Origin of the sequence: Aeromonas bestiarum, assembly GCF_000819745.1 — a bacterium.
Taxonomy (GTDB): Bacteria; Pseudomonadota; Gammaproteobacteria; order Enterobacterales; family Aeromonadaceae; genus Aeromonas; species Aeromonas bestiarum.
Window position 1 is genome coordinate 37,740 of record NZ_CDDA01000032.1, and the last position, 24,937, is coordinate 62,676.

Consider the following 24,937-nt stretch of genomic DNA (forward strand, 5'->3'; position numbering starts at 1 on the left):
ACTACTCACGGGCAGACAAAAAGCCCCTGGCGAGCAGGGGCTTGGCAACAAGAAGAGAAGGAAGGCTTAAAACCGGTATTCGATATGAAGGGAGTGACTATCCAGACCCGGGTTCTGCTCATACATGTTGGCGTTGGACATGTGCTCATACTGATAGCCAATCAGCCAGTTGCTGGTGATTGCATAGCCAAGACCGATACCGGTGGAAAACTGGAAAGGACCGCCGTAATCCTTGAAGCCATTGCCACGATGACCAAACTCATGGTCCGCCAGCCAGAGCACCTCAGCCGGCAGCCAGACCACCCAGTTACCCCACAGGCATTCGGCGCGAGCACCCGTGCCCAGCCTGGCGGTGTTCTCATCCCCCACCTTCAGCATGCCTCCCCGTACGCCGAGACCAAACTGGCAGCCTGAATCACCCCAGCGCCAGAACATGTGATGAAATTTCACGTCAGCAGTAAAGATGTCGAGCTTCTCGCTCTCGGCAGGTGTACCCAATTGCAGTGCAACAATATCGTCATTGGCGATTGCCCCTGAACTCGCGACCAACGAAGCCAGCAGTCCTGAGAGCAAGAGAGTGTTAGCGTCCATGTCCCCTCCTACATCCTTGTTATCTATGGTGCCATCCGAACGGGCACATATCAGGAATAGTCAGTGGGATAGGGTCTTGTCAACGCGATGGATAAAACTAAAAAAATCATCATTTCAGGATAAATAGTCTAGCAATGAAGAGTGATCCCCCCTTAAATTCAGAACAAAAAACGACCTCAGATCAATTATTAACCAATCAAGAGTGATATTAAAAATTGGCGTTCTGCCGACTAAAAGCACGACTAAAAGTAGGGTCTATAACGCATAAAACCTATGTAAGAAATATCTTAATTAGTCGTTTTTTATCCAAAAATACTCATAAAACAACTATTATCAATTACTGAACAAACAAAAAATCACTTATAAAACAATCAGTTAAATGAATTCTTTAATGTTAAACAACTGGCTATTATGTATTGACTCAATCGCACCTGATAAGTAATATGCGGCACAAACAAAATAAAGCATGATGCACGTCACAGATTGACGCGCAGAGGGCACGGGGTAATCAACCTGCATAGCAGGATAATTTTCTGAACAACATTGTTGTTCAGCGCCCTCCTATTGACCTCATGTTTTCAAAAAACACAAATTGATTGTTTTCAGAACGGGGCCTTGTCATTTCCGTGCGGTAGCCATGGTGAAAATTTATCTTTCCTCACCAAAAATGAAACCATTCCACAACAAAAAACCAACAATCAATTTCATTGCCATTCTGGACACAGAAGTCGGCCGCTACATTTGCATCGAACACACATGGTAGACTCGCGCCTCGCTTGATTCAGCAAGACAACGCCACTCCATTTTGCAAGAAAAGACCAACCATTGAACAAGCCAATTTTATCCAGCCAACATCGTTCGCCCATGACAGTGCTGAAAGATGTCACCTTCGGCTTGCTGATGCGGGAACTCAAGACCCGTTTCGGCAGCTATCGCATGGGCTACACATGGGCTGTGCTCGACCCTCTGCTCGCTATTTCTGTGTTCTGCTTCATCTTCGGGATGCGAGAGCGCAGCGGCTTTGGCGGGGTCGAAGCGCCCGTGTTTATCGCGGCGGGTTATCTGCCATTTATGATGTTTCAAAACGTGGTTGGCCAATTGCAATCTGCGGTCAGTGCCAACAAGGGGCTGTTCTGCTATCGACAGGTGACCCCCTTTGCCACCCTGTTCTCCCGCTTCTTGCTGGAAACCCTGATCGGCGTGCTGGTGGCCTTTGTGCTGATCCTGGGGCTGATGTGGTTCGGTTTTGACGCCATGCCAGCAGATCCGTTGGCCGTACTGACGGGGTATGGTCTGCTGATGCTTTTCTCCTTTGCACTGGGAACCTTGTTCTGCATCGTTACCTCCCTCTCCGAGGAGGCTAGAAAGCTCATCCCCATTCTGATGCGCCCCATGATGTGGATCTCGGCAGTATTCTTCCCGCTGGCCAGCGTCCCCCAGAGCTATCAGCACCTGCTGCTGTGGAACCCTATCGTGCACGCCCTGGAGCTTATCCGCTCGGGCTGGATTGCCGGTTTTCAGACCCAGGGGGGCAGTTGGTCTTATCTGGTGAGCATTACTCTAATCTTGCTCACATTCGCCATGAGTGCCTATCGCCTCAGCCATCGACGACTCATAGCAAGCTGACAACATGATCACTCTGGATAACGTCTCGAAATACTACCCGACCAAGTTTGGCCGCCATTACGTCCTGAAAGATGTCAGCTTTACCCTGCCGGGAGATCGCAATATCGGCATTCTGGGGGCAAATGGTGCAGGCAAGTCGACCCTGCTGCGCCTGCTCGGCGGCATGGACATGCCCAACCAGGGCAAGGTGATCCGCCACAGCCGGGTATCCTGGCCACTGGCCCTGAGCGGCGGCTTTCAGGGCAGCATGACGGGGCGTGAAAATACCCGCTTCGTCTGCCGCATTCATGGGGTACACGACACGACCGAGGTCGAGGAGTGGGTGAAGGAGTTCTCGGAGATTGGCCAGCACTATGAGCTGCCCATCAAGGGCTATTCGAGCGGGATGAAATCCAAGTTCTCCTTCGCCGTCAGCATGGCCTTCGATTTTGATATTTACCTGACCGACGAGATCACCTCGGTGGGGGATGCCAGATTCAGACAGAAATGCATCGATGTCTTCACCCAGAAACGGGAGACCGCCAGCCTGATCATGGTTTCCCACGACATGAAGACGCTGCGCCAACAGTGCGACATGGGCATAGTGCTGCAAAACGGGCAGCTGACCCTGCACGATGACATCGAAGACGCCATCGCCATATATCAAACGCTCTGATGTTTCATTTTCAAGTATTTCCACGGACCTTTATGACCAAAGCCACTTTGACCGCCCTGCTTGAACGCAAGCTGCGTAAATTCAAGCGCGACCCCAAGCTGTTTCTTATCGACTCCAAGGGTTATCGGGTTGCCCACCACTCCTGGAAAAAAGCCATCAAGCTTGGCAGTTTTCTCTGGGTGGTAGTCTGCTTCAGCCTGGCCACTCTCTATTACGGTACTCTTGCCAGCGATCGCTATGTCAGCCAGGCGAGTCTCATCATCAAGCAGGCCGATCAGCTCAAGATGCTGCCGGATGCCCTCTCCATGCTGGGGCTTGGGGGCAGCAATCATCAGGATGTGTTGGTGATCCAGGAGTACCTCAAGTCCTGGGATATGCTCAACACCCTGGATAAAGAGCTGCAACTGAAAAAACACTTTCAGAGCGACAGTGCCGATATGTTCTCGCGCCTGCCGGCAGATGCCACCCGCGAAGAGTTTTTGGCATTTTATCGGGATCACCTCACCGTCAGTCTGGATGAACTCTCCGGGGTACTGACCGTCAGCCTGCAAGCCTTCGAGCCTGACTATGCCAAACAGGTTGTTAGCCTGATGCTCAAGGAGAGCGAAGGTTTTATCAACCGGTTGAGCCGTCAGGTGGCGATGGAGCAGCTCAAATTCGTGGAAACCGAAGTGGCCCGCTCACACGAGCGACTGCTCAGTGAACGGGAAAAGATGCTGGCCTTCCAGAACCAGCACCAGCTGATGAGCCCGGAAGCCACCAGTACCGCCATGATGGGGGTGGTGTCGGAACTCGAAGCAGAACTGGTGCGCCAGGATGCCGAACTCAAGCGACTGCAAATCTACATGAACCCCAATGCCCCTGACGTGGTGGCAGTAAAAGACAGGGTCGATGCCCTCACCCGCCAGCTGGCGCAAGAAAAGAAGCGCCTGACCGGCAGCGAGAAGCAGTCCCTCAACGAGGTCAATGCCGACTATCAGGCGGTGCAGGTTCAAACCCAGCTGGCGGCCGATGTCTACAAAACGGGTCTGGTCAGCATGGAGCAGGCTCGCGTCGAAGCCTATCGCAAATTGAAACACCTGCTGGTGGTGAGCCAGCCGACTCAGGCCGAAGAGGCCGAATATCCCCGTCGTCTCTACAATCTGGCCACCATAGGCGTTCTGCTTTGCCTTTTCTACGGCCTGGTCGTGATGGGTCTTGCCACCCTGCGCGAACATCAGGACTGACAGGAGTATGTCGTTGAATACCTTCTTTACTAGATCACTGAATATCAAGCCGAGTCTGCTGGCTCTGAGTCTGGGCCTCTTGTTGCAACCCGCTTATGCCCTGGAGATCTCCCAAGAAGGGGCTCCGGTGCGCAAGGTCATCACGGATACCCAGACTCGGGATCCTGTGTTTGGCAACTGGCTGTTTCGCGGTGAGTTTGCCCGTGAATCCTTCAATGGCTTCAACCCGGATTACCGCATCGCCATCGGCGATCGCCTGCAGGTGCAGCTGTGGGGGGGGGTCGAGTTTGATCAACCCCTGACCGTCGATCACCAGGGCAATATCTTCCTGCCCAAGGTGGGCCCCATCAAGGTGGCCGGGGTTCGCAACGAGCAACTGAACGACACCCTGCTCGGCGCCGTCACCACCGTCTATCAGAAGAATGTCAGCGTCTATGCCACCCTGGACGTGAGTCAACCGGTCAAGATCTTCGTGACCGGTTTTGTCAAACAACCGGGGCTGTTTGCCGGCCAGTCTGGCGACTCCATCCTCTACTTCCTCGACAAGGCTGGCGGTATCGCCCCCGAGCGCGGCAGCTATCTGGATGTGGCCCTCAAGCGCAATGGCCAGACCCTGCGCCACTACAACCTCTACCAGTTCCTGGTCAATGGCACCCTGCTGCCGACCCAGCTGCGCGATGGCGACATCATAGTGGTGGCGCCGCTGCGTTATCAGACCACGGTGCGCGGCAAGGTGGCGAATGCCAACAAGTTCGAGCTGAGCAAGCCCCATGTCACCCTGGCCGAGCTGATGCAAATGGCCAGTCCCGATCCCGATGCCACTCATATTCGGGTGAGCCGCAATCAGGGGGAAGATATTCGCATGGATTACTACCCCATCAATGATGAGCAGCTCGCCAGCCACATGGTCAGCTCGGGCGATACGGTGGAAGTGATCGCCGACAAACGCTATGCCTCCATAGCAGTGCGGGTTGAAGGGGAACACGACAGCGCGCAGGAGTATGTGCTCAAGTACGGTGCCCGTCTCGGCGACATCCTCAACGGCCTGAAACTGACCCAGGATGCGGACCTGAGCGCCATCCAGCTCTATCGCGAGTCGGTCAAGGTGCGCCAGAAGGAGATGTTGAACTCCTCACTCAAGGCGCTGGAGGCCAGTATCCTGACCGCCCGCTCCTCCTCCGAGGGGGAAGCCAAGCTGCGCAACAGCGAAGCCCAACTGCTGATGCAGTGGGTTGAGCGCGCCAAGGATATTCAACCCAACGGTCAGGTGGTGCTGGCCAATGGCACCAATATGGAAGATGTGCGGCTCGAACCGGGCGATATCATCCGCATTCCGCGCCAGACCAACCTCATCATGGTGCACGGCGATGTCATGTTCCCGAATGCCATCCTGATGGACAACAAACGTACCGTGGCCGATTACATCAATCTGGCTGGCGGCTTTACCCAGAAAGCCAGCAACTCCCGTATTTTGTTGCTGCATCGTGATGGCACCTTCAGCCAGATCGAGAAGAGCGATCTGGAAAATAAAGATATCACCATCAAGCCGGGTGACGAGATCTTCGTTCTGCCGCAGGTCGATACCAAGTCACTGCAGATCACCAAGGATATTACCGAGGTGCTCTATCAAATCGCCATTTCGGCCAGAGCCCTGGTGCTCTTGTAATAAAAAGAACCGGGTGGCAGTGGTTGCCACCCTATTTCACCTGTGAGTCAATTCCTTTGCATAATAATAAACGACCACGTATTGCATTAGTGGCAGACCAGTTCACGACTTTCAGCTTGGCTCCCGATGCCGACCTTATTCAGATCACACCGCTCGACTGGCAATGGAAACTCAGGTTTTTCAAACCTGATTTCCTGTTTGTTGAGTCTGCCTGGCGTGGCTACAAAAATAGCTGGCAAGGCAAGATTGCCAGTTATGCACACAGCTCGCCCAATAAACCCGAGCTGAGAAAACTGCTGGACTTTTGTCGAAAACGGAAAATAACAACCATCTTCTGGAATAAAGAGGATCCATTTCATTTCGAGCGCTTTGCCGATGCGGCGGCGCTGTTCGATGTGGTCTATACCACGGATGCCGGCTCGCTTGAACGGTACCATGCCCTCCCCCATCAGGCATTTCAGCATGTGGGAGTTCTGATGTTTGCCGCACAGCCAAGCTGGTATCAACCCGCGCTGGATGGTGAACGAGGGGCCGGGATCGCTTTTCTGGGTGGCTATTATGGCAATGAACTGGCCGAGCGCAGCAGGACGCAAGAAGACGTGCTGTATGCGCTGCGGGACAGAGGCTTGATTATTTTCGATCGCTTCTGGCAGAAAAATAGCTGCTGCAGTTATCCGGACAAACTTCTGCCTTACTGCAAACCGGCCATTTCGCCGATCTCTGTCGCCAAGGCATATCGGCAATATCAGCTTTACTTGAATTTCAATACCATAAGTCAATCGTCAACCATGTTGTCTCGCCGGGTATTTGAATTGGCAGCGGCTGGCTGCCCCATTATCAGCACCCCTTCGGTAGCAATGGATAACATATTTGGCAAGAGTATTATCGCGGTGCAAGATGGTACGGCGGCGCGAGATTGGTGTGTGCAATTACAAAAAGACATTCGACAAAGAAACGAATTGGGCAAGCAGGCAAGGGATATTGTGCTAGCCCAACACACCTGGCAACACCGGCTGACGCAGTTAAACAGTGAGCTCAGCCTTTATTAAGTAGTTTCGGGACAATACATAAAACCAATTAACTCACACGGGAGTGATTATTATGCCTATGAAAGCGCAGCGGGTTTTGATTGTGTTTGGTACCAGACCGGAGGCGATCAAGATGGCGCCGATCGTCAAGGCCTTCCAGGCCAATCGCAAGATTGACGTCAGAGTCTGTGTCACAGGGCAACACAGGGAGATGCTGGATCAGGTGCTCAACCTGTTCGAGATAGAGCCGGAGTATGACCTCAACATCATGAAACCGGGTCAGGACTTGACCGATGTCACCACCGCCATTTTGCAAGGACTGAGACCCGTGTTTGCGGAGTTCAAGCCGGATCGCATTCTGGTTCACGGTGATACGGCCACCTCTTTTGCTGCCACCCTGGCGGCCTACTATCACCGCATTGCGGTCGGTCACGTTGAAGCCGGCCTTCGCACCGGCAACATCTACTCCCCCTGGCCGGAAGAGGGTATGCGTCGCCTGACTGGCGGAATTGCCGATCAACACTACACCCCGACGATCAGCTCGCTGAAAAACCTCATCATGGAAAACATCGCCCCCGAGACCATCTTCGTGACCGGTAACTCGGTGATCGATGCCCTGATCGAGGTTTCCCACCGCATTGATAAAAACGTCGGCATGAAAGCCGAGCTGGCCAGCCGCTTCCCCTTCCTGGACAAGAGCAAGAAGCTGATCCTGGTGACCGGCCATCGCAGAGAAAACCACGGTGACGGCTTCGAGCGAATCTGCAAGGCGCTGGCAGTGTTGGCACAGCGGGACGACGTACAGATCGTCTATCCGGTACACCTCAACCCCAACGTGCAGGAACCGGTCAATCGCAACCTCAAGGGGCTCGACAATGTGCATCTGATCGAACCGCAGGATTATCTGCCCTTCGTCTATCTGATGAAACAGAGCTACCTGATCCTGACCGACTCGGGCGGCATCCAGGAAGAGGCACCGACCCTGGGCAAACCCGTGCTCTGCATGCGCGACACAACTGAGCGCCCAGCCGCCGTCAAGGCTGGCACAGTGCGTCTGGTCGGTACCTGTGATGAGACCATAGTGGCTGAGACAGTGCGTCTGCTGGACGACGAGCTGGCTTACAAGGTGATGAGCCATGCCAACAACCCCTATGGGGATGGCAAAACCAGCCAGCGTATCGTTGAGGCCGTCACTGGCATGAGCGGTGCCCTGGGCCAGCAGATTGACAGCAGCCTGCAGGTTGCCTGATTAACGGATTACATACCTGTCTTTGGGGGTATGCCTGATGCCCCCTGTTTTACTATCGAGAGCACAAAATAATGAAATTTGAAACCATCTCCGTTGTTGGCCTGGGTTATATCGGTTTGCCAACTGCCGCAGTGATCGCCAGCAACGGCATTCGTGTCGTGGGTGTGGATGTCAACCAGCATGCGGTCGATACCATCAACCAGGGCAAGATCCACATTGTCGAGCCGGGTCTGGAAGACTTGGTCAAGCAAGCCGTGCAGGATGGCCATCTGAGTGCCCACACCAGCCCGCAGAAAGCCGATGCCTTCCTGATCGCCGTGCCTACCCCGTTCAAGGGCGAGGATCATGAGCCGGATCTGAGATATATCGAGAGCGCCTCCCGTGCACTCGCTCCCATGCTGGAGAAAGGCAACCTGGTGGTGCTGGAATCCACCTCCCCGGTCGGTGCGACCGAGCAGATGGCCAAGTGGTTGGCCGAAGAGCGCAGCGATCTGACCTTCCCCCATACAGTAGCGCAAGGCCAGACCCCTGATATCTTTGTGGCGCACTGCCCGGAGCGTGTACTGCCAGGCCAGGTTATCCGTGAACTGGTCGAAAACGATCGCATCATAGGCGGCATGGACAAGGCCAGTACCGCAGCCGCCACTCAGGTCTACAAGCTGTTTGTCAAAAAGGGCGAATGCATCGCAACCGAGGCCCGCACTGCCGAGATGAGCAAGCTGACCGAGAACGCCTTCCGCGATGTCAATATCGCCTTTGCCAACGAGCTATCACTGATCTGTGACAAGCAGGGCATCAATGTGTGGGAGCTTATTTCCCTGGCCAACCGTCACCCCCGCGTCAACGTCCTGCAGCCTGGCTGCGGCGTGGGTGGTCACTGCATCGCAGTCGACCCCTGGTTTATCGTCAACCAGAACCCGGACACGGCCCGCATGATCCACCAGGCGCGTCTGGTCAACGACTACAAGCCCCAATATGTAGTGGAGCAGGTAGAAAGTGCGGTCGCCGGTATCAACAATCCGAAGATTGCCTGCCTGGGGTTGGCATTCAAGCCGGATATCGATGACTTGCGTGAAAGCCCTGCGCTGGATATCACCAAGACCCTGGCCAACAACCCGGCTTACCAGATCCTGGCGGTTGAACCCAATATTGACGCTCTGCCGGCTGCGCTGGAAAATCGTAATAACGTCAAGCTGGCATCGGTTTCTGATGCATTAAATAATGCAGATTTAGTGCTCATCCTTGTCAAGCACAAGCAATTTATTGGCATCAACACATCTGATATCCAAAATGCAAAAATCCTAAATTTTGTTAACGCATAAAAACAACTTTATAAGGAAAAGTGGGTGTCAACACCCACTATTTTTACTATGAATGCACGGCAAAAAAAGAAACTTTTAAAAAAGAACATTGTAGCGTCTCTGAATACTCAAAACCCCTTAATAACAACTGTACCCTCCCATAAAATATCTAACATCGTAGATGAAAAGTCCATCAGCTCATTAAGAGAACAGCTTTCTCAGATCCACAGTGAAATAAAGAATCAACAAGACCACTTTCATACACTGTCTAAACTTTCTCAAAGAAATCAACACGACTACTTAAAACCACTGATCGCCGAAAATCAACAATTGGCCAGTTCTCTTGAGAGGACAGGTCTAAACAAGTCTATTTTCAATGCTTTCCGAGAGCAAATATACACATTAGAAAGACAGAATTATGAGTTACAAATAGAACTAGAAAGAGAAAAAGAACGGACGGTAAAAGTAAAGAACTCGCTTTCTTTCTTGCTGGGGAACACATTAATAATGTACCGCAAGAATAATGAAAGCCTATTGTCTTTGTTCAAAAAATTATCTACAATTAAAAAGACTGCAAAAGCGCGCCGACTGCCTGAAAATGCTATAAAAACACCCCCCCCCCCCTCCTTTAAAAGCAATCTTAGCGTTACCCACAGATACTCAGATTCATCTCTAAAGATAATTCCGACTCTTAATGAGGATGAATACTTACCACTAGATAAGGGACCATCTTGGTTCAGCTTTACACCGCACGATTCTGGTGAAATCAGAATTTTATTCTCATTTCATAAATCAGAAAATGTTAAATACAAGGACCTTCTTGCCCGTATCAGATACCTGGGTATGGATGGCAATGATATATCTGGGGAGATTTCCAATACCTACATATCCGCCACAGTAGGAAGATACGTGTATCTTGATACTATAGATGAAGAAAGTAAGGCGCAACTGATACTTACCCCACCTTCTGTAGTAGGCACAATACTAATTGGCCTTCAAACTTGGCAGTCCAAAAATGAAATTAGAGTATTAAATCGTTTTGAATCAGTCTCAGAAATAAGCAATTCAATTAACCATGATGCTGATGAAGATTTCCTATCTTTAAAAGATGGGGTAAGTATTATTATCCCTAGCTTTAAGGGAAATGAGACCATACCTGATATGCTTAACTCGATTGTTGAGCAGTCATTTTCAAAATCATTGATTCAACTTGTTATCATCGTTAACGGTGATGATACAAGTTCACTCTCTCTGTATGAGAAATTTAAGAAAACCCATAGGGATATGGATATAGTCGTACATCATGATCCTATCCCTAGTGCATCAAACGCAAGAAACGTTGGTATTGGATACGCTGACAGGAAGTTCACACTTTTCCTCGATAACGATGACATGTTGTCTGAGAACTATATTCAAGCTTTGTATAACAAAAGGGCCCCTAGCGCTATTGTCATAGGTGGTATCTATGACATTAACGAACTTGGGCATGTAATTAAAGAAAACAGTGCCAACAACCAATATTTGCTAGCATCAACTAAGCCTTTCATTTCTTACAATGATGTCACTGCAATTACAACTATGATTGCATGCAAACTATTACCTACTCATCACCTTAAAAAGATAAAATTTGTACCACATCTACGTAGTGGTGAAGACGTTGTATTCTTTTGTGACTACATTGCGAAATTTAAACCTGAAATCAGAGCCGTTGCAGAATCAGATAATGCTTTCTATATTAGGCGAATAACTCAAAACTCTGTATCAAGACAAAAGTCCACCTTTGATTTCTATGTTCGCCAACGGCTTCAGGTTATAAAAGAACTAAAGGCTCTACAAGCCATCACTGACGATGACAAACAAGTCAGCTTTATCCAATCAAAAATAAATGCTCAGTGTACATTTATTAAAAAATTCCTCGAGGAATCACCAGAATATAAAGAAGAGTTACTTCTAGAGTTGAAAGCCCTATCGCTTGAAGACTTTTCGTATGAAGTAATTAATAGAGGGAAAGCAAAGTCTTTAGTCATATCCTATTGCTTCCCACCCTATGTAGATACAAGTGCTTGTGTTATGGCAAAACGGCTCAGAGCTGAAGGCAAAGTTGTTGATGTTGTACATAATAATATGAGCAAGGTGAGAAATGTTTCTAACGATCTTAATCTGCTCGTCAACGACCTTATAGAACAAAGAAAAGTTGTCAACACGCCATCTACCTTTGCTAACTGGTCAGGTATATATAGTTTTGCTCTCGAAACGCTAAAGTGGGCCACACGAAAACAGTCTGCCTATGAATCGATATATAGTAGGGCAATGTGGCCAGCATCACACTTTGCTGCATTTGTAGTAAAAAGGGCTAAACCAGAACTCAAATGGATAGCAGAATTTTCTGATCCAATACAGTGGGATATTAAGTCCCAAGAAAGATATGCAAAACTGGACCTTGACTTTATCAACGATAATGTATTCGGTAAATCAGAAAAGGTCGACGCCCTTATCTTGAAGCACAAAGATAATGACAATCTCTATTTTTGGTGTGAACTTCTACCTTATCTGTATGCTGATGAAATAATTTTCACTTGTACTAATCAACGCGACTATATGCTGTCAAAGATTAGCGATGAAACGATTAAAAAAGTCGCCTTAGATAAATCAACTATATCACAGCACCCAACATTGAAATCATTCTATTACACTCTTGGAAGTGCTAATTACCCTATAGATAACACGGTAAAAAACATAGGTTACTTTGGAGCATTTTACTCTAAGAGAAACCTAGACGATGTAGTTCAGGCTTTAAAAGCCTATAAAAGTAATGGGCAAAAAAATATTATTCTCCATGTTTTCACAGAGCAGAAGGATGATGCTACAGCCTTTGTTAAAGACAATGATCTTAGTGAATACATTAAGATTAATGGTTATTTGGATTATTTGGACTTTCTCAAAGTAATCAATGTATTTGACTGCCTAATAGTTAACGACTCAATAGTAAAAAAAGAAAAGGGAATTAATCCTTATCTTCCTTCAAAACTCAGTGACTACATGGGGGTTAAATCTTCTATATGGGCAATTGTTGAAGAAGATAGCGCACTTTCAAAGATTGAAAGCATCCGCTATATGAGTCAAGCAGGAGATGTCGGTACCGCAACTAGCATCTTAGAACAGATTTCTAAAGAGTCCTTTAAATGAAAAAAATCACCTTTAGTGAAATAGACATCTCCAGCACTGGATTCAGTACCACAATCATTGAAGAAAGTGACAGTACATGTAACAAGTGGTCTATTTATTTCACTCTAAACAAAGATATAACCGTATATAATGATTTAGTTGCGCTATCTTTAAGCACTTTATGTGGTAGAAACAACTACTCCGATATACATATGGACTTAGAAATAAGCTCATATATGTTCAATAAAATAAGAGATTTCACTTTAAGTAATCTCAGCGCTAGAAGTTTAACTGATAATATAGCGGATTACCTACAAGCTCAAAGGAATGGAGTTACTCTTAATTTTAGTGGTGGTTTTGACTCATTATCCGCTCTTTGCTTGATGCCAAAAGAAACTAACTTAGTTTCTATGGCCTTTGGTGGTCGCTTTGGGCGAGAGAAGGGTTTTTTCGAAAAATTCGATCCTATTGTTGTTAGCACAAATATCATTGACACTCCACTAAGAAGTAATTCATGGAGTTTCATGGGAATTGGATCAATACTAACATCCTCACATTACAATACAAAATTCAATACATTCGGCGGTATTCTTGAAGCATCACCAAATAACTTTGATAAATCACCAGCAGCGGCAAAAAATGTAACTTTCCCACCGTTTTCCGCAGCTGGCATGATTAATGCGCCTTACACTCTAGGTTTGAGTGAAGTGGCAACCATGCATGTTATCGCACAGGCCATGCCCGATATGGTATCTGAATCTCTTGACTCTCTTGCTGAGCCTGGAACAGAAAAAAGATACCGAAAGCAGGTATTGGCTGAGATTATGACTGCGCGACATGGTGTACAACTCAATATAAATAAGTTGCCAGCACCGACTAAGCAGCATTTCTCGTTTGGTCAAAATTTTGCTGCTGATTTCTTATCGCTCTACATAATTAAACATGCTGGCTATGACGTTGCATCAAACACAATAATGAATATCCCACATGAGTTTATAGCGCTTTCTGAAAAGCTAAGCTTGGATTTCTATGAGAGAATAAATACTAATTTCTACTTAAATCTACCTAAAGAGCTAAAGTCTCATTTCTATCAAAAGTGTATGATGTATGGTCTAGAACCGTATACAAGAAACGACTGGGATGAGTTCTTGGTAGTCACAAACCATTTAGCCTCTCATTATAAGATGGCTCTATAACATGTCTAGTCACCTTGACATCATAATTCCATGTACGTTAAGCAACCAAGCCTCAGATTACGTTAGAAAAAAACGATTACAGTTGTGTAAGGCTCACCTTAATTATGAGCATGCACAGAATATCATTACCGCCCCTCTCTTCAATCCAGAGGGGATTTTCTCACCAGGGAAGGCTAGAAATGAATTAATAAATAGCGCAACAGGAAAATTTATTTTCATGTTGGATGTGGATTTATTATCTAGTCCAATATTACTTTCTCATTTATCAGATAGGATTCACCCCCTAACTCAACACTCACTGTACGAGTTTGAAATGTACCCCTGCCTCTATCTGACCAAGGAAGAGACGGATCGGTTTGACGGGGACTTTCAAGGTTGCCTGGAATCCTTTCTGCGGGGGGAGAATCACAGGGTAGAAGGTATTGCCCTGGCCAGCAGTTGTTTGCTGCTCAATCGCGAGTGGTTTTTACAGCTGGGGGGCTTTGACGAACAGTTTGTCGGTCACGGCGGCGAGGATCTGGAGCTGATTGACCGGCTGACCCGACATTATCCCATAGGGCCAAGACCCGCTGACTATGGCCTGAATATCAAGGCGCAGCATCCGGGGGATTATCAGGGCTTTCGCCGTTATTTCAGTTATTATGCCCTGCCCCATCTGTTTGCCGGCCGGTTTCTGGTGCACCAGTGGCACCCGAGACCCCTGACTCACCCCTATCACAAACGCAGGGCGGGTAACGACCAGTTGCTGGAACAGATGCTTGCCCGCACCGAGACGGAACGGGGCCCCCTGAAAGGACCCGTGGTGCCCTGCAATGACCTCAATGGAGAGCTGCCGGACTTTCGGGAGTGGATGATCCGTCTGCAGGAAGAGGCGGGGTATCCCGTCAATGAGTATCCGGGGTTATTGCGCTGGAAGGATGGCATCAAACCCAAGCGCCCCTTGTGGCGCAAGCTGCGCAAGCTTTATCTCAATCCGCGTGCTTTTTTCAGAGACATGTTCAAACCCGCATCTCTCTAAGCTTCATTTTTATCCGAGCAACTTGAATGACTCTATGGACACAATCTGGCGGCATACTGGCCCGCAGCGCGCAGATCAGCGCCTGTCTGGGCCAGCCATTGGCACGTCTCACTCCTGATGCCACTCCTCAACCCGGCGATGTCCTGGTGGGTTGGGGCCAGAAGGCCAATACCCGTCAGATTAAACAACAGGCGCAGGCATTGGGCCTGCCCTATTGGCAGCTGGAAGATGGCTTTATCGGTTATATCGGTCATCCCGCCAGGGGCGGCAAGGCGGTTTCGCTTATCGCAGATCCCGTCGGCATCTATTACGATGCGCGCCAGCCCAGCCAGCTTGAACAGCTGATTGCCACTCCTGTGGATGACGCTCTGCTTGAGCGGGCGCAGCGACTCATGGGTGAACTGGTGCGCCTCGGGGTGACCAAATACAACTGCTATGCCACTCGCCCTGCCGATCCCGCTTGCGATACCTCAGCCCGACTCTCTGCACGAGGTGAGCATGGTGGTTTGCCAGCGGCGCTGGCCCAGCGCCTGCTGCAAGACGCCAGACCCAGGGTGCTGCTGGTGGATCAGGTGGCCGGCGATCTCTCCATTCCGGGGGCCCTGGCCAGTGAAGCCGATTTTGTGACCATGGTCGAGGCGGCGCGTCGCAATCACCCCAATGCCCGTCTGCTGCTGCGCACTCACCCAGACACCCGCTTTGGCAAGAAGAGCGGCGTGCTGGCCCGACTGCAACTGGATGATGTGGAAGTGGTTGCCGATCACTGCCATCCCCATGCCCTGCTCAGCCGGGTGGAGGCTGTCTATACCGTCTCTTCCCAGCTCGGATTTGAGGCCCTGCTGCTCGGCAAGCCGGTGTATTGCTTTGGCATGCCGTTCTACGCCGGCTGGGGCCTGACCTTTGATAGCAAACAGTGCGAGCGACGCGGCACCCACATCTCGCTGGCTCAGCTGGTCGCAGCGGCGCTCATCCTCTATCCGCGCTATCTGGATCCGGTACTGGGTCAGCGCTGTGAGGTGGAGGAGGTGCTTGCCATCATAGCGCGCCAGCAAAAGCCCACGCCGCGCTGGCGCAGGCTCTATCTGGTCGGCTTCTCCCTGTGGAAGCGTGCCTTCATGCAGGCGTTCTGCCACCACCTGGCCGATGAACTGCGCTTTGTGCGCAGACCGCCCAAACGCCTGACCGGTGATGAGCAGGTGCTGGTCTGGGGCAGCCGCCACCCGGACCTCACCTCGGCCATCCGGGTGGAGGATGGCTTTATCCGATCCAAAGGGCTGGGCTCCAACCTCTGTCGCCCCTCTTCCCTCTCCATCGATCCGGTCGGGATCTATTTCGACAGCCGCATGCCAAGCGGGCTCGAACAGTTGCTCAACTATCAGCAACTGACGGAAGCAGACGTCAATCGGGGCGCCGCCCTGATTGAACTGCTCCTGCAGCACAGGGTCAGCAAGTACAACGTGGGCACGCCACAGCGCTACACGCCCCCTGCCGATGGCCGCCCGCTGGTGCTGGTGGTGGGCCAGGTGGATGGGGATGCCTCCATCCTGACCGGCAGCCCGACCATTCGCAGCAATGAACAGCTGCTGTGGGCCGTGCGCGCCGCCAAACCAGAGGCGCATATTCTGTTCAAGCCGCACCCGGATGTAGTGGCAGGCAATCGGGCAGGCGCCATCTCTGCCGCATGCCTGGCAGAGTGTGTCGACAGCCAGGTGCTGGACATAGGGTTGACCAGTCTTTACCCCCACGTGGACGAGCTGCATACCATGACCTCGCTGAGCGGCTTCGAAGCCCTGGTGCAGGGAGTCGAGGTCACGACCTGGGGCCAGCCCTTCTACAGCGGCTGGGGACTGACGACAGATGCCCATCCCCCGGCCCGGCGCCAGCGCAGCCTGCCATTGGCGGCGCTGGTTTACCTGACGCTGGTCGCCTATCCACTCTACATCGATTGGCAGACAGGGCTCTGGATAAGTCCGGAGCAGTTGATCCGCCAGCTGGCAGAGCAAGGGCACTCATCGACCCAGAAGTCGAGCCTGTGGCAACGTTGGCAGATCAAGCTGAGTTACCTGGCACAGACGCTGTTGCAGCGCCCCTCCCTCCCCCAGTTCATGAGATAAGCCGACCATGAAGATTTTGTTGTTGCAAGGACCGCTCGGCCCCTTCTTTCAGACCCTGAGCCAGACCCTGAGCGAGGCGGGCCACGAGGTTTACAAGATCCATTTCAATGGCGGCGACGAGTGCTGGCCCTGCGCAGGCCATAACGAACGCTTCACCGGCAAGCCTGAGACCTGGAACACCTTTTTTCGCCGCTTTATCAAGCGAAATGGTATCGACAGCCTGATCTGCTACGGCGATTGCCGCTATTACCACCTGCAGGCGATTCGCATCTGCAAGCTGAAGAAGATCGCCGTCTGGGCCATGGAAGAGGGGTATCTGCGCCCGGACTATGTGACCCTGGAACAGGGGGGCGTCAATGCCTTCAGCCCGCTCTATGCCAAACGCGACCAGCTGGCCGAGATGGCATGGCCCGCCCCCTATGAGGCACCGTTGCAGGTGGGCAAGACCTTTGCCCGCCGCGCCTGGTATGCCAGCCGCTACCACATCAGCAAGAATTTGCTGCGCTGGCGTTATCCGCACTTCGTCAACCACAGACCCTGGAGCCTGTATCAGGAAGCCAGAGGCTGGGTGGCGGGCGGCCTGGTCAAGTGGTGGTACAGATGGTCGGATCGCTCGCTGCTCAAGGCGCTGCCCCAGCACAAGGGCCATATCTTCTTCGTGCCCTTGCAGGTCACCGAGGATTTTCAGATAAGAGAGCACTCTGACTTGAGCGGAGTGGAGGAGATGGTCGCCCAGGTGATGAACTCCTTTGCCGAGCACGCCCGCAGCGAGGATGTGTTGCTGTTCAAGCACCACCCCATGGACCGGGGTTATGTCAGCTACCAGTCCCAGATAAACCGGCTGGTGACGCTGCTTGGCTTGGAGGGACGGGTGTTTTATGGCTACGAGTTGCCCCTGCCCACCCTCTATCCGCTGCTCAAGGGGGTCATAACCATCAACAGCACGGTTGGCCTCTCCGCCCTGCTGCACGATGTGCCGACCTTCTGCATGGGACGGGCCCTGTATGATCTGGCGGGTCTCACCACCCGTGGCACCCTGGCTAAGTTCTGGCACAAGCAGAGCCCGGTTTGCAGCGAGACCTTCGAGCGCATGCGCCAGTCCCTGCTCCATCTGACCCAGCTCAATGCCAGCTTCTACCGCCACCTGGAACTGAGCGCCATGGCAGTGATGCAGAAGATCCATCAACACAGCGAGCAGGCCCTGCCCGTCAAACAGGGCAAGCAGGCACTGGCGCCGTCCAGCGTCATAGGCGCCATCGGCGCGCTCAGTGCCCTGGGTTTCATGGCCGAAGAGATGCTGACCCCCATCGCCACCTTGTAAGCAACACAGAGACACAAAAAAGCCCGCGATTGCGGGCTTTTTTTATGGGGATTACACGGTGCGGGGACGCAGGTGGGCGTGCCAGCGGGCTTCCCACTTCTTGAACAGCCAGACGATGACGAAGGTCAGCAGCATGTAGAGCAGGCCTGCGGTCAAAAACGCCTCGAACGGGCTGTAGTAGCGGGAGTTGATGATCCGCGCCGCACCTGTCAGGTCGACTATGGTGATGATGCCGGCCACCGCCGAGCCCTGCAGCATAAAGATCACCTCGTTGCTGTAGGCGGGCAGCGCACGGCGAAACGAGTTGGGCAATATGATGCGGGTCAGGGTCTGCCAGCGGGTCATGCCAAAGGCGTTGGCCGCTTCAATCTGCCCCTTGGGCATGTTGAGCACGGCGCCGCGCACTATCTCGGCGGTATAGGCCCCCGTGTTGAGGGTGAACGCCAGCAGGGCGCAGAACCAGGCCTGGGCGAACAGCTCCCAGGCTGCGCTGTTTTTCAGCCACTCCCACTGGGCGGCGCCGTAGTAGATGATGAACAGCTGCACCAGCAGCGGGGTGCCACGGAAGAAGTAGATATAGGCCCAGATCGGCCCCTTGATCAGCCAGTTGCGGCTGTTGCGCAGTATCCCCATGGGCACCGCCAGAGCCAGGCCGAGCACCAGGGAGGCCGCCACCAGCAGCACTGTGGTGTAAAGCCCCTCCCAGTAGGTGGGCCACTCTTTGAGAATGATTGAGAAATCCATGGCTTACCTCGTCTTTATCGCGTAGTGACGCTCGGCCCATTTCAGTGCCGAGGTGGAGACCGCAGTGAAGATCAGGAAGATCAGGGCCACCGCCATGTAGAAGGTGAAGGGCTGCTGGGTCGACCCCGCCGCCAGGGATGCTTTGCGCACCATGTCATCGAGCCCGATGATGGAGACCAGCGCCGTGGTTTTCAGCAGCACCAGCCAGTTGTTGCCAAAGCCCGGCAGGGCGTGGCGCATCATCTGGGGGAAGAGGATCCGTACAAACACCTGGGTCGCCCGCATGCCAAAGGCGCGAGCCGCTTCCAGCTCTCCCTTGTCCACCGCCAGAATGGCGCCGCGGAAGGTCTCTGTCATGTAGGCGCCGAAGATGAAGCCTATGGTGGCCACACCAGCCGCAAACGGACTGATGTCGATGTAGTCAGGCAGCAGGGAGACCCACTCCTGGTTCGGATCGCTCGCCAGCAGGTAGTTGTTGTAGCTCTCGTTGACCCAGCTGCAGAGGCTGTTGATCAGCACCTGGCCGCCGAAGAACAGCAGCATCATCAGCACCAGATCGGGAATGCCGCGAATGACTGTGGTGTAGGCGGTGGCGATGCCACGTGCCCACTTGTAGGGGGAGAGCTTGGCGAGTGCCCCCAGCATGCCCAGCAGCAACGCCAGCAGCAGCGAGGCCAGCGCCACCTCTAGGGTGATCCAGGCGCCCTCCAGCAGGGAGGCTTCGTATCCTTTCAAATCAAACATATGCGGCTCCATTGCAACGCATTGAGCGGGCCAGCCCGTCCCAATATCCTTTCAAACCAAACACATGCAGCTCCATTGCAACTAAGCGGGCCCATCGCTCCCTTGCGAGAGACAACGGGCCCGATGACTACAGACAAGGGTCAACCTGTCGTGATGATTCGCCGCAATCCCTTCGGCTGCTACTCGGTGTAGCGCGCCTGGGGGTTACTCGCCGTAGACGTCGAAGTCGAAGTACTTGTCGTTGATTGCCTTGTACTTGCCGTTGGCGCGCAGGGCCAGGATGGCGGCGTTGAATTTCTCTTTCAGATCCTTGTCAGCCTTGCGGACCGCTATGCCGGCACCCTCGCCAAACCACTTGGGATCGGTCAGTTTCGGGCCGACGAACTCGTAGGCATCGCCCCCTTCCTTCTTCAGCAGACCGTCACTGATGGCGGCGGAGTCAGCCATCACATAGTCAACCCGACCGGATTTCAGATCGAGATAGGCTTCATCCGCGGTGCCATAACGCTTGATGGTGGCGTTCGGGAAGTTGTCCGTGATGTAGGTATCCATGGAAGTGGCGCGTTGCACCGCCACGGTTTTACCGTCCATGAAGGCCTTGTCGAGCTTGACCTCTGTGCCCTTCTTGGCGGCGAAGCGGGCCGGAATGTGCTGGTACTTCTGGGTGAAGTCCACCTTCTTCTTGCGCTCTTCGGTGATGTCCATGGTGGCTATGATGGCGTCATATTTGCGCGACAGCAGCGCCGGAATGATGCCGTCCCAGTCTTGCTTGACCAGGGTACACTTCACCTTCATCTCTTCGCACAGGGCGTTGGCGATGTCGATATCGAAGCCTTTCACCTCGCCACTGGGCTCGGTCCAGGAGAAGGGAGGGTAAGCACCTTCGACCCCGATCCGCACCTCTTTCCACTCCTTGGCCATCAGGCTGCCGGAAGACAGGGCAGTGACTATGGCAGTCGCCAGCATCAGCTTGTTCATGTATCTCTCCTTGATAAAATCGTCGACTGTTGAAGTTGCAGCTTGTTGAAAACAGATCCCGCCCATCAATAGATGGAGGAGATGAATTGCTTGAACCGTTCCGACTTGGGATGGGCGAAGATCTCCTTGGGATTGCCCTCCTCTTCCACGCGCCCCTGATGCAGAAACATTACCTTGTTCGACACATCACGGGCAAACGACATCTCGTGGGTCACCACCAGCATGGTGCGCCCCTCTTCGGCCAGCTCGCGCATCAGGCCGAGCACCTCCCCCACCAGCTCGGGGTCCAGCGCCGAGGTGGGTTCGTCAAACAGCATCACCTCGGGCTCCACCGCCAGTGCCCTGGCGATGGCCGCCCGCTGCTGCTGGCCGCCGGAGAGGTGACCGGGATAGTAGTCGCGCCGCTCCCACAGACCCACCCGGTTGAGCAGGTGTTCCGCCTTGGCGATGGCCTCGGCGCGGGGGACTTTCAGCACCTGGATAGGCACCTCTATGATGTTCTGCATTATGGTCATGTGCGACCAGAGGTTGAAACTTTGAAACACCATGGCCAGCCGGCTGCGAATGCGCTCCACCTGGCGCATGTCCTCCGGCAGCCGCTCACCGGCCCGGTTGGATTTCATGCGAATAAGCTCGCCATGGAGTGAAACTGTGCCGGAAGAGGGTGTTTCCAGCAGATTGATACAACGAAGAAAGGTCGACTTCCCCGAGCCGGAGGAGCCGATCAGGGAGATGACATCCCCCTTGCGGGCTGTCATATCGATGCCCTTGAGCACTTCGTGGGTGCCGAAATACTTGTGCAGTTCACGAACTTCCAGTGCGGCAACGTCACTCATCCATTACAACCTTGTCTGTCCCTAGACGCCGCTGGGGCGTGACTCACACCATCATGAATTTAACAAAAAGTTAACCGATGGCAACCTTCAGCGAAAATATCACTCGAATAGTTAAAAAACAATACAGAACAGAGGTCTTTGGTGTTTTGTCTGTATTTTTATTGGTCTCACTGGTATTTTTCAGCACTTTGTCTGCATAAAACTCGGTTTGGACCCATCGAGCGACACCGCCTTTTTATACCCTGATCGCAAGGGTGGCAAGAAAATTCCGACATCATGACAGCAAGATGGCGAAAGCGACTTTATTCACCCCATCGATGTTTGCATCTTGTTGAAAAATGGGCGATGAGCGTGATTTCATGGCGGCACGCTTGCCGCACCAAGGTGGGCCTTTGAGCCAAATGAGTGCAGTTGCTTGCACCAAAAACATAACAACCTGATAAAAAGCCCCGGATGAGCCATCCAAACTCACAGAAATGTGACACAGAGCCAATAAGTAGTGATAAGGTGTCATTTTTATCAGTTTTTGTGATCGAGGCCCCGATGTTGCTCAATGTATTGCTGATCCTGCTGCCGTTAGGCGTCGGCTATCTGATCCCCCTCTCCTCCGCCCGGCTCATCAAGCTGGTCAATCAGTCCCTCGGCAAGATGGTCTACCTCATCCTGTTTCTGATGGGGCTGGGACTGGCCTATGTGGAAAACCTCGGCAGCAATCTGGCGGTGATCTTCAAGGTGGCCGGTGTCATGCTGGCCGCCATTACCCTGTGCAACCTGCTGGCGCTCTGGTGGCTGGACAAGCGCAGCCCGCCGACCCACGAGGCCAGCGACGCCAAGATGCCAAGCAAGCTGCACCTGCTGTGGGAATCCCTCCAGCTCTGCTTCGTGGTGCTGGGAGGCGTGCTGCTGGGGCTGCTGGTCGATCTGCAAGCCCTGCCCATCGATCGCTTAAGCGAGTGGGCCCTGATGCTGCTGCTGTTGCTCATCGGGGTGCAGATGCGCAACTCCGGCATGCGGCTGCGCCAGATTCTGCTCAACCCCTGGGGCATGAAGATCGCCTTCACCGTCATCATCAGCAGCTGGCTGGGCAGCGTACTGGCGGCCCAGTTGCTGGGCATGCCGCTGAGCCACGCCCTGGCGCTCAGCTCCAGCTTCGGCTGGTATTCGCTGTCGGGCATTCTGGTGGCCGACAAACTGGGACCCGTGCTCGGCTCCGCCGCCTTCATCAACGATCTGGGCCGCGAGCTCATCGCCATCCTCATCATTCCCATGCTGATGCGTCGCCACCCCTCCGCCGCCATCGGCTACGGCGGCGCCACCGCGCTGGACTTCACCCTGCCGGTCATTCAAAAATCCGGTGGCATCCAGATGGTGCCCGTGGCCATCGTCTCCGGCTTTATCCTGAGCCTGCTCGGCCCCATCCTGATCCTGGGCTTCCTGGCGATCTAGGCCACACCTGCCGCCCGCAGAATCAAAGAAGCCCGACATTGCTGTCGGGCTTCTTTCATCTGGATATACCGCACTCTCGCGCTATCCGCCGTTCATCCGCGCCACTGGCCGCCGCTCATTACCCGCTCGATGGCGAAAGAGTGGGGATGGATCAGCAGCAGATCCGCATCCTGCCCCACTCCGATCCTCCCCTTTGCGGCCAATCCCAGCACTCGTGCCGGATGAGTACTCACCACCGCCAGCGCCACCTCGAGCGACACCCCGAGCTGGCAGGCGCGCACGCACTCCTGCCACAGGCTGGCAATCTGGCCGCAGCGCATCTCGATAAGGCGCCCCTCGCCATCGAAGCGCGGCAGGCTGGCGTTGGCATCTGAGCTGAAGGTGATGCGATCGGCAGGCACGCCAGCGGCCAGCAACTCGATCAATCCATCGGCGGCCAGCCGTTCGCCATCCTCCACCAGATCGGGGAAGCTGGAAGTGGTGAGATCGACCCAGCCTCCCGCCTTGCCCCAGGCGATCGCCTCGGCAAACAGCCAGGGGTTGCGGTTGCAGTGGGTCGGATAGAGCTGGCGCAGCGGAATGTCGGTTTCATCGCGCAGGGCCCGCAGCGGTGCCAGCGCCCCGCGGCCATCCCCCAGATGGAAGAAGCTGACGCCGCTCTTGCCCGAGAGCAGCCCGGCCACCCGCGCCTCGCTCACCAGTCGGGCCAGCTCGTCGTGGGTGGGGGCGCTGGATCTGTGATCGCTGATGGCCAGCTCCCCCACCCCCAGCACTTCGGGAATGAGCATGATGTCGGACTCCACCGTGCCGGTGAGGCTCTTGACGGGCAGATGGTAGGAGCCGGTATACATGAAGGCGCTCACCCCGGCGGCGCGAAATTCACGCACCTTGCCAAGCACCTGGGCCGGCGTGCGGGTCAGGCTGTCGGTGCCGAGCGCCGCCACCAGGGTGGTGACCCCCGCCTTGAGAGCCTCGCTCGCGGCGAGTTCGGGCGTGCGAAAGGCAAAGCCCCCCTCGCCCCCGCCCCCGGTGATATGGGCCAGCGGATCCACCAATCCGGGCACCAGGTAGCGACCGCGACCATCGACCCGCGTCAACGGCCAATCTGCGGGGGCCGTCAACCCCTTGCCAATCCAGGCGATGCGGCCATCGGCCACCAGCAGATCCTGCTGGCCGAGGTGGGTGGGACTGAAGATCTCGGCGCCCTCGATCAGGGTCAACATCATGGCTACTCCTTGCAAGCTATCCCCTGCGGGGAAAAGAGAGAAATCGCTATTTACCCACCATTGGCCTCTCGGTAACGGCAGTGCCTGCTGGCCAGTTTGCCATGATCGGCATAGGCAAGGGAGAGGGGATCGGCTAGGCTCACCAGCAATTCCCGTTTGCTGGTCGACATCCACCGTCATGAACTATCTGGCTCACCTGCATCTGGCCGCCCATACCCGAAGCTCCCTCACCGGCAACCTGCTGGGGGATTTCGTCAAGGGCCCTTTGCCAAGCACGCTCGGTCCCGCCTTCGATGAGGGGATCTGGCTGCACCGCAGAATCGATGCCTTCACCGATGCCCACCCCGAGCACAGGGCGGCGGTGGCCTGTTTCGAGGCGCCCTGGCGCCGCTTCGGTGGCATCCTGGTGGACATGATCTACGACCACTGGCTCAGCCTGCACTGGCCACAATTTGGCGAAGACCCCCTGCCCCGCTTTCTGCAACAGAGTTATGGGCAGCTGCTGGCGGATCATCAGCGCCTGCCGGATGGCTTGCCCGTTGCGCTCACGCGGATGGCGGAGCAGAACTGGATCGCCTCCTATCGCCACAGGGAGGGGCTGGGCCGCGCCCTCAACGGCATAGGTCACCGGTTGCGCCGCCCCATCTTGCTGGGCGATGCCCTCGCCACCCTGGACGATGCCAGCTGGCACAATGGCGAGCAGGGATTTCTGCGCTTCTATCCCCAGTTGATGCGCTTTAGCGAGCAGCAGCTCGCCCACTATCGCGAGACTGGCGGTCACGCCGGCGTGCGGCCATAAAAAAGACC

The 24,937-nt window shown here is 53.7% G+C and carries 20 protein-coding genes; 14 read left to right on the forward strand and 6 right to left on the reverse strand.

From position 1 onward, the window contains the following. Positions 1-66 precede the first annotated feature (66 nt). Positions 67-591 (reverse strand): acyloxyacyl hydrolase, encoded by a 525-nt coding sequence (locus tag BN1118_RS16310; RefSeq protein ID WP_043136872.1) that lies wholly within the window; start codon positions 589-591, stop codon positions 67-69. An 825-nt stretch (positions 592-1,416) separates the two neighbouring features. Here BN1118_RS16310 and BN1118_RS16315 point away from each other — a divergent pair. The 12 genes from BN1118_RS16315 (at position 1,417) to BN1118_RS16370 (ending at position 18,156) form a co-directional block, all read left to right on the forward strand. Then, complete coding sequence (locus tag BN1118_RS16315) at positions 1,417-2,217, forward strand: ABC transporter permease (RefSeq protein ID WP_043557095.1); 801 nt, start codon at positions 1,417-1,419, stop codon at positions 2,215-2,217. A 4-nt stretch (positions 2,218-2,221) separates the two neighbouring features. Then, positions 2,222-2,872, forward strand: a complete 651-nt coding sequence (locus tag BN1118_RS16320) for an ABC transporter ATP-binding protein (protein ID WP_043136877.1) — start codon at positions 2,222-2,224, stop codon at positions 2,870-2,872. A gap of 32 nt (positions 2,873-2,904) precedes the next feature. After that, positions 2,905-4,098, forward strand: a complete 1,194-nt coding sequence (locus BN1118_RS16325) for a KpsE/RkpR family capsule polysaccharide export protein (RefSeq protein WP_043557096.1) — start codon at positions 2,905-2,907, stop codon at positions 4,096-4,098. 37 nt (positions 4,099-4,135) lie between these two features. Next, the gene (locus BN1118_RS16330; RefSeq protein WP_043557259.1) at positions 4,136-5,764 is read left to right on the forward strand and encodes a polysaccharide biosynthesis/export family protein; all 1,629 of its coding nucleotides are present in this window, start codon (positions 4,136-4,138) and stop codon (positions 5,762-5,764) included. Between the two features lie 89 nt (positions 5,765-5,853). Continuing rightward, entirely contained in the window at positions 5,854-6,813 is a 960-nt protein-coding gene (locus tag BN1118_RS16335; protein WP_244463634.1) for a CgeB family protein, read from the forward strand. A gap of 82 nt (positions 6,814-6,895) precedes the next feature. After that, positions 6,896-8,041 (forward strand): non-hydrolyzing UDP-N-acetylglucosamine 2-epimerase, encoded by a 1,146-nt coding sequence (wecB, locus tag BN1118_RS16340; protein WP_378039684.1) that lies wholly within the window; start codon positions 6,896-6,898, stop codon positions 8,039-8,041. 71 nt (positions 8,042-8,112) lie between these two features. Beyond that, on the forward strand, positions 8,113-9,363 hold the full coding sequence (gene wecC, locus BN1118_RS16345; protein ID WP_043557099.1) for a UDP-N-acetyl-D-mannosamine dehydrogenase: 1,251 nt from the start codon (positions 8,113-8,115) through the stop codon (positions 9,361-9,363). Between the two features lie 24 nt (positions 9,364-9,387). Then, a complete protein-coding gene (locus BN1118_RS21310) occupies positions 9,388-12,528 on the forward strand; it encodes a glycosyltransferase (protein WP_156995077.1) in 3,141 nt (1,046 codons plus the stop codon). Then, a complete protein-coding gene (locus tag BN1118_RS21895) occupies positions 12,525-13,703 on the forward strand; it encodes a hypothetical protein (protein WP_156995079.1) in 1,179 nt (392 codons plus the stop codon). The genes BN1118_RS21310 and BN1118_RS21895 overlap by 4 nt, the downstream gene beginning before the upstream one ends. A 1-nt stretch (position 13,704) precedes the next feature. Then, positions 13,705-14,721, forward strand: a complete 1,017-nt coding sequence (locus BN1118_RS16360; RefSeq protein ID WP_244463635.1) for a galactosyltransferase-related protein — start codon at positions 13,705-13,707, stop codon at positions 14,719-14,721. Between the two features lie 26 nt (positions 14,722-14,747). Continuing rightward, complete coding sequence (locus BN1118_RS16365; RefSeq protein ID WP_043557104.1) at positions 14,748-16,835, forward strand: capsular polysaccharide biosynthesis protein; 2,088 nt, start codon at positions 14,748-14,750, stop codon at positions 16,833-16,835. A gap of 7 nt (positions 16,836-16,842) precedes the next feature. Next, positions 16,843-18,156, forward strand: a complete 1,314-nt coding sequence (locus BN1118_RS16370; protein ID WP_043557105.1) for a capsule biosynthesis protein — start codon at positions 16,843-16,845, stop codon at positions 18,154-18,156. Between the two features lie 51 nt (positions 18,157-18,207). On the opposite strand, the gene BN1118_RS16375 is transcribed toward BN1118_RS16370, so the two are convergent. From BN1118_RS16375 to BN1118_RS16390, 4 genes are all read right to left on the reverse strand, one after another. Then, on the reverse strand, positions 18,208-18,900 hold the full coding sequence (locus BN1118_RS16375) for an ABC transporter permease (RefSeq protein ID WP_042641721.1): 693 nt from the start codon (positions 18,898-18,900) through the stop codon (positions 18,208-18,210). A gap of 3 nt (positions 18,901-18,903) precedes the next feature. Further along, the gene (locus BN1118_RS16380; protein ID WP_043557106.1) at positions 18,904-19,644 is read right to left on the reverse strand and encodes an ABC transporter permease; all 741 of its coding nucleotides are present in this window, start codon (positions 19,642-19,644) and stop codon (positions 18,904-18,906) included. A gap of 204 nt (positions 19,645-19,848) precedes the next feature. Further along, positions 19,849-20,622: an ABC transporter substrate-binding protein gene (locus BN1118_RS16385; RefSeq protein WP_043136911.1), complete on the reverse strand. Its 774-nt coding sequence runs from the start codon at positions 20,620-20,622 to the stop codon at positions 19,849-19,851. Positions 20,623-20,687: 65 nt separating this feature from the next. Beyond that, on the reverse strand, positions 20,688-21,458 hold the full coding sequence (locus tag BN1118_RS16390; protein ID WP_043136913.1) for an ABC transporter ATP-binding protein: 771 nt from the start codon (positions 21,456-21,458) through the stop codon (positions 20,688-20,690). Positions 21,459-22,001: 543 nt separating this feature from the next. Between BN1118_RS16390 and BN1118_RS16395 the strand changes: the two genes are divergently transcribed. Continuing rightward, entirely contained in the window at positions 22,002-22,904 is a 903-nt protein-coding gene (locus tag BN1118_RS16395; protein ID WP_043557107.1) for a LysO family transporter, read from the forward strand. Positions 22,905-22,996: 92 nt separating this feature from the next. Here BN1118_RS16395 and iadA read toward each other — a convergent pair whose 3' ends face one another. Further along, a complete protein-coding gene (gene iadA, locus BN1118_RS16400; protein ID WP_043557262.1) occupies positions 22,997-24,127 on the reverse strand; it encodes a beta-aspartyl-peptidase in 1,131 nt (376 codons plus the stop codon). Between the two features lie 181 nt (positions 24,128-24,308). On the opposite strand from iadA, the gene BN1118_RS16405 reads away from it, so the two are divergent. Further along, positions 24,309-24,929, forward strand: a complete 621-nt coding sequence (locus BN1118_RS16405; RefSeq protein WP_043557108.1) for an acyl carrier protein phosphodiesterase — start codon at positions 24,309-24,311, stop codon at positions 24,927-24,929. Positions 24,930-24,937 lie beyond the last annotated feature (8 nt).

Coding starts and splice junctions, on each gene's coding strand:
- BN1118_RS16310 (WP_043136872.1), bottom strand. CDS start 591: ATGGACGCTAACACTCTCTTGCTCTCAGGACTGCTGGCTTCGTTGGTC.
- BN1118_RS16320 (WP_043136877.1), top strand. CDS start 2,222: ATGATCACTCTGGATAACGTCTCGAAATACTACCCGACCAAGTTTGGC.
- BN1118_RS16325 (WP_043557096.1), top strand. CDS start 2,905: ATGACCAAAGCCACTTTGACCGCCCTGCTTGAACGCAAGCTGCGTAAA.
- wecC (WP_043557099.1), top strand. CDS start 8,113: ATGAAATTTGAAACCATCTCCGTTGTTGGCCTGGGTTATATCGGTTTG.
- BN1118_RS21895 (WP_156995079.1), top strand. CDS start 12,525: ATGAAAAAAATCACCTTTAGTGAAATAGACATCTCCAGCACTGGATTC.
- BN1118_RS16360 (WP_244463635.1), top strand. CDS start 13,705: ATGTCTAGTCACCTTGACATCATAATTCCATGTACGTTAAGCAACCAA.
- BN1118_RS16365 (WP_043557104.1), top strand. CDS start 14,748: ATGACTCTATGGACACAATCTGGCGGCATACTGGCCCGCAGCGCGCAG.
- BN1118_RS16370 (WP_043557105.1), top strand. CDS start 16,843: ATGAAGATTTTGTTGTTGCAAGGACCGCTCGGCCCCTTCTTTCAGACC.
- BN1118_RS16375 (WP_042641721.1), bottom strand. CDS start 18,900: ATGGATTTCTCAATCATTCTCAAAGAGTGGCCCACCTACTGGGAGGGG.
- BN1118_RS16380 (WP_043557106.1), bottom strand. CDS start 19,644: ATGTTTGATTTGAAAGGATACGAAGCCTCCCTGCTGGAGGGCGCCTGG.
- BN1118_RS16385 (WP_043136911.1), bottom strand. CDS start 20,622: ATGAACAAGCTGATGCTGGCGACTGCCATAGTCACTGCCCTGTCTTCC.
- BN1118_RS16390 (WP_043136913.1), bottom strand. CDS start 21,458: ATGAGTGACGTTGCCGCACTGGAAGTTCGTGAACTGCACAAGTATTTC.
- BN1118_RS16395 (WP_043557107.1), top strand. CDS start 22,002: ATGTTGCTCAATGTATTGCTGATCCTGCTGCCGTTAGGCGTCGGCTAT.
- iadA (WP_043557262.1), bottom strand. CDS start 24,127: ATGTTGACCCTGATCGAGGGCGCCGAGATCTTCAGTCCCACCCACCTC.
- BN1118_RS16405 (WP_043557108.1), top strand. CDS start 24,309: ATGAACTATCTGGCTCACCTGCATCTGGCCGCCCATACCCGAAGCTCC.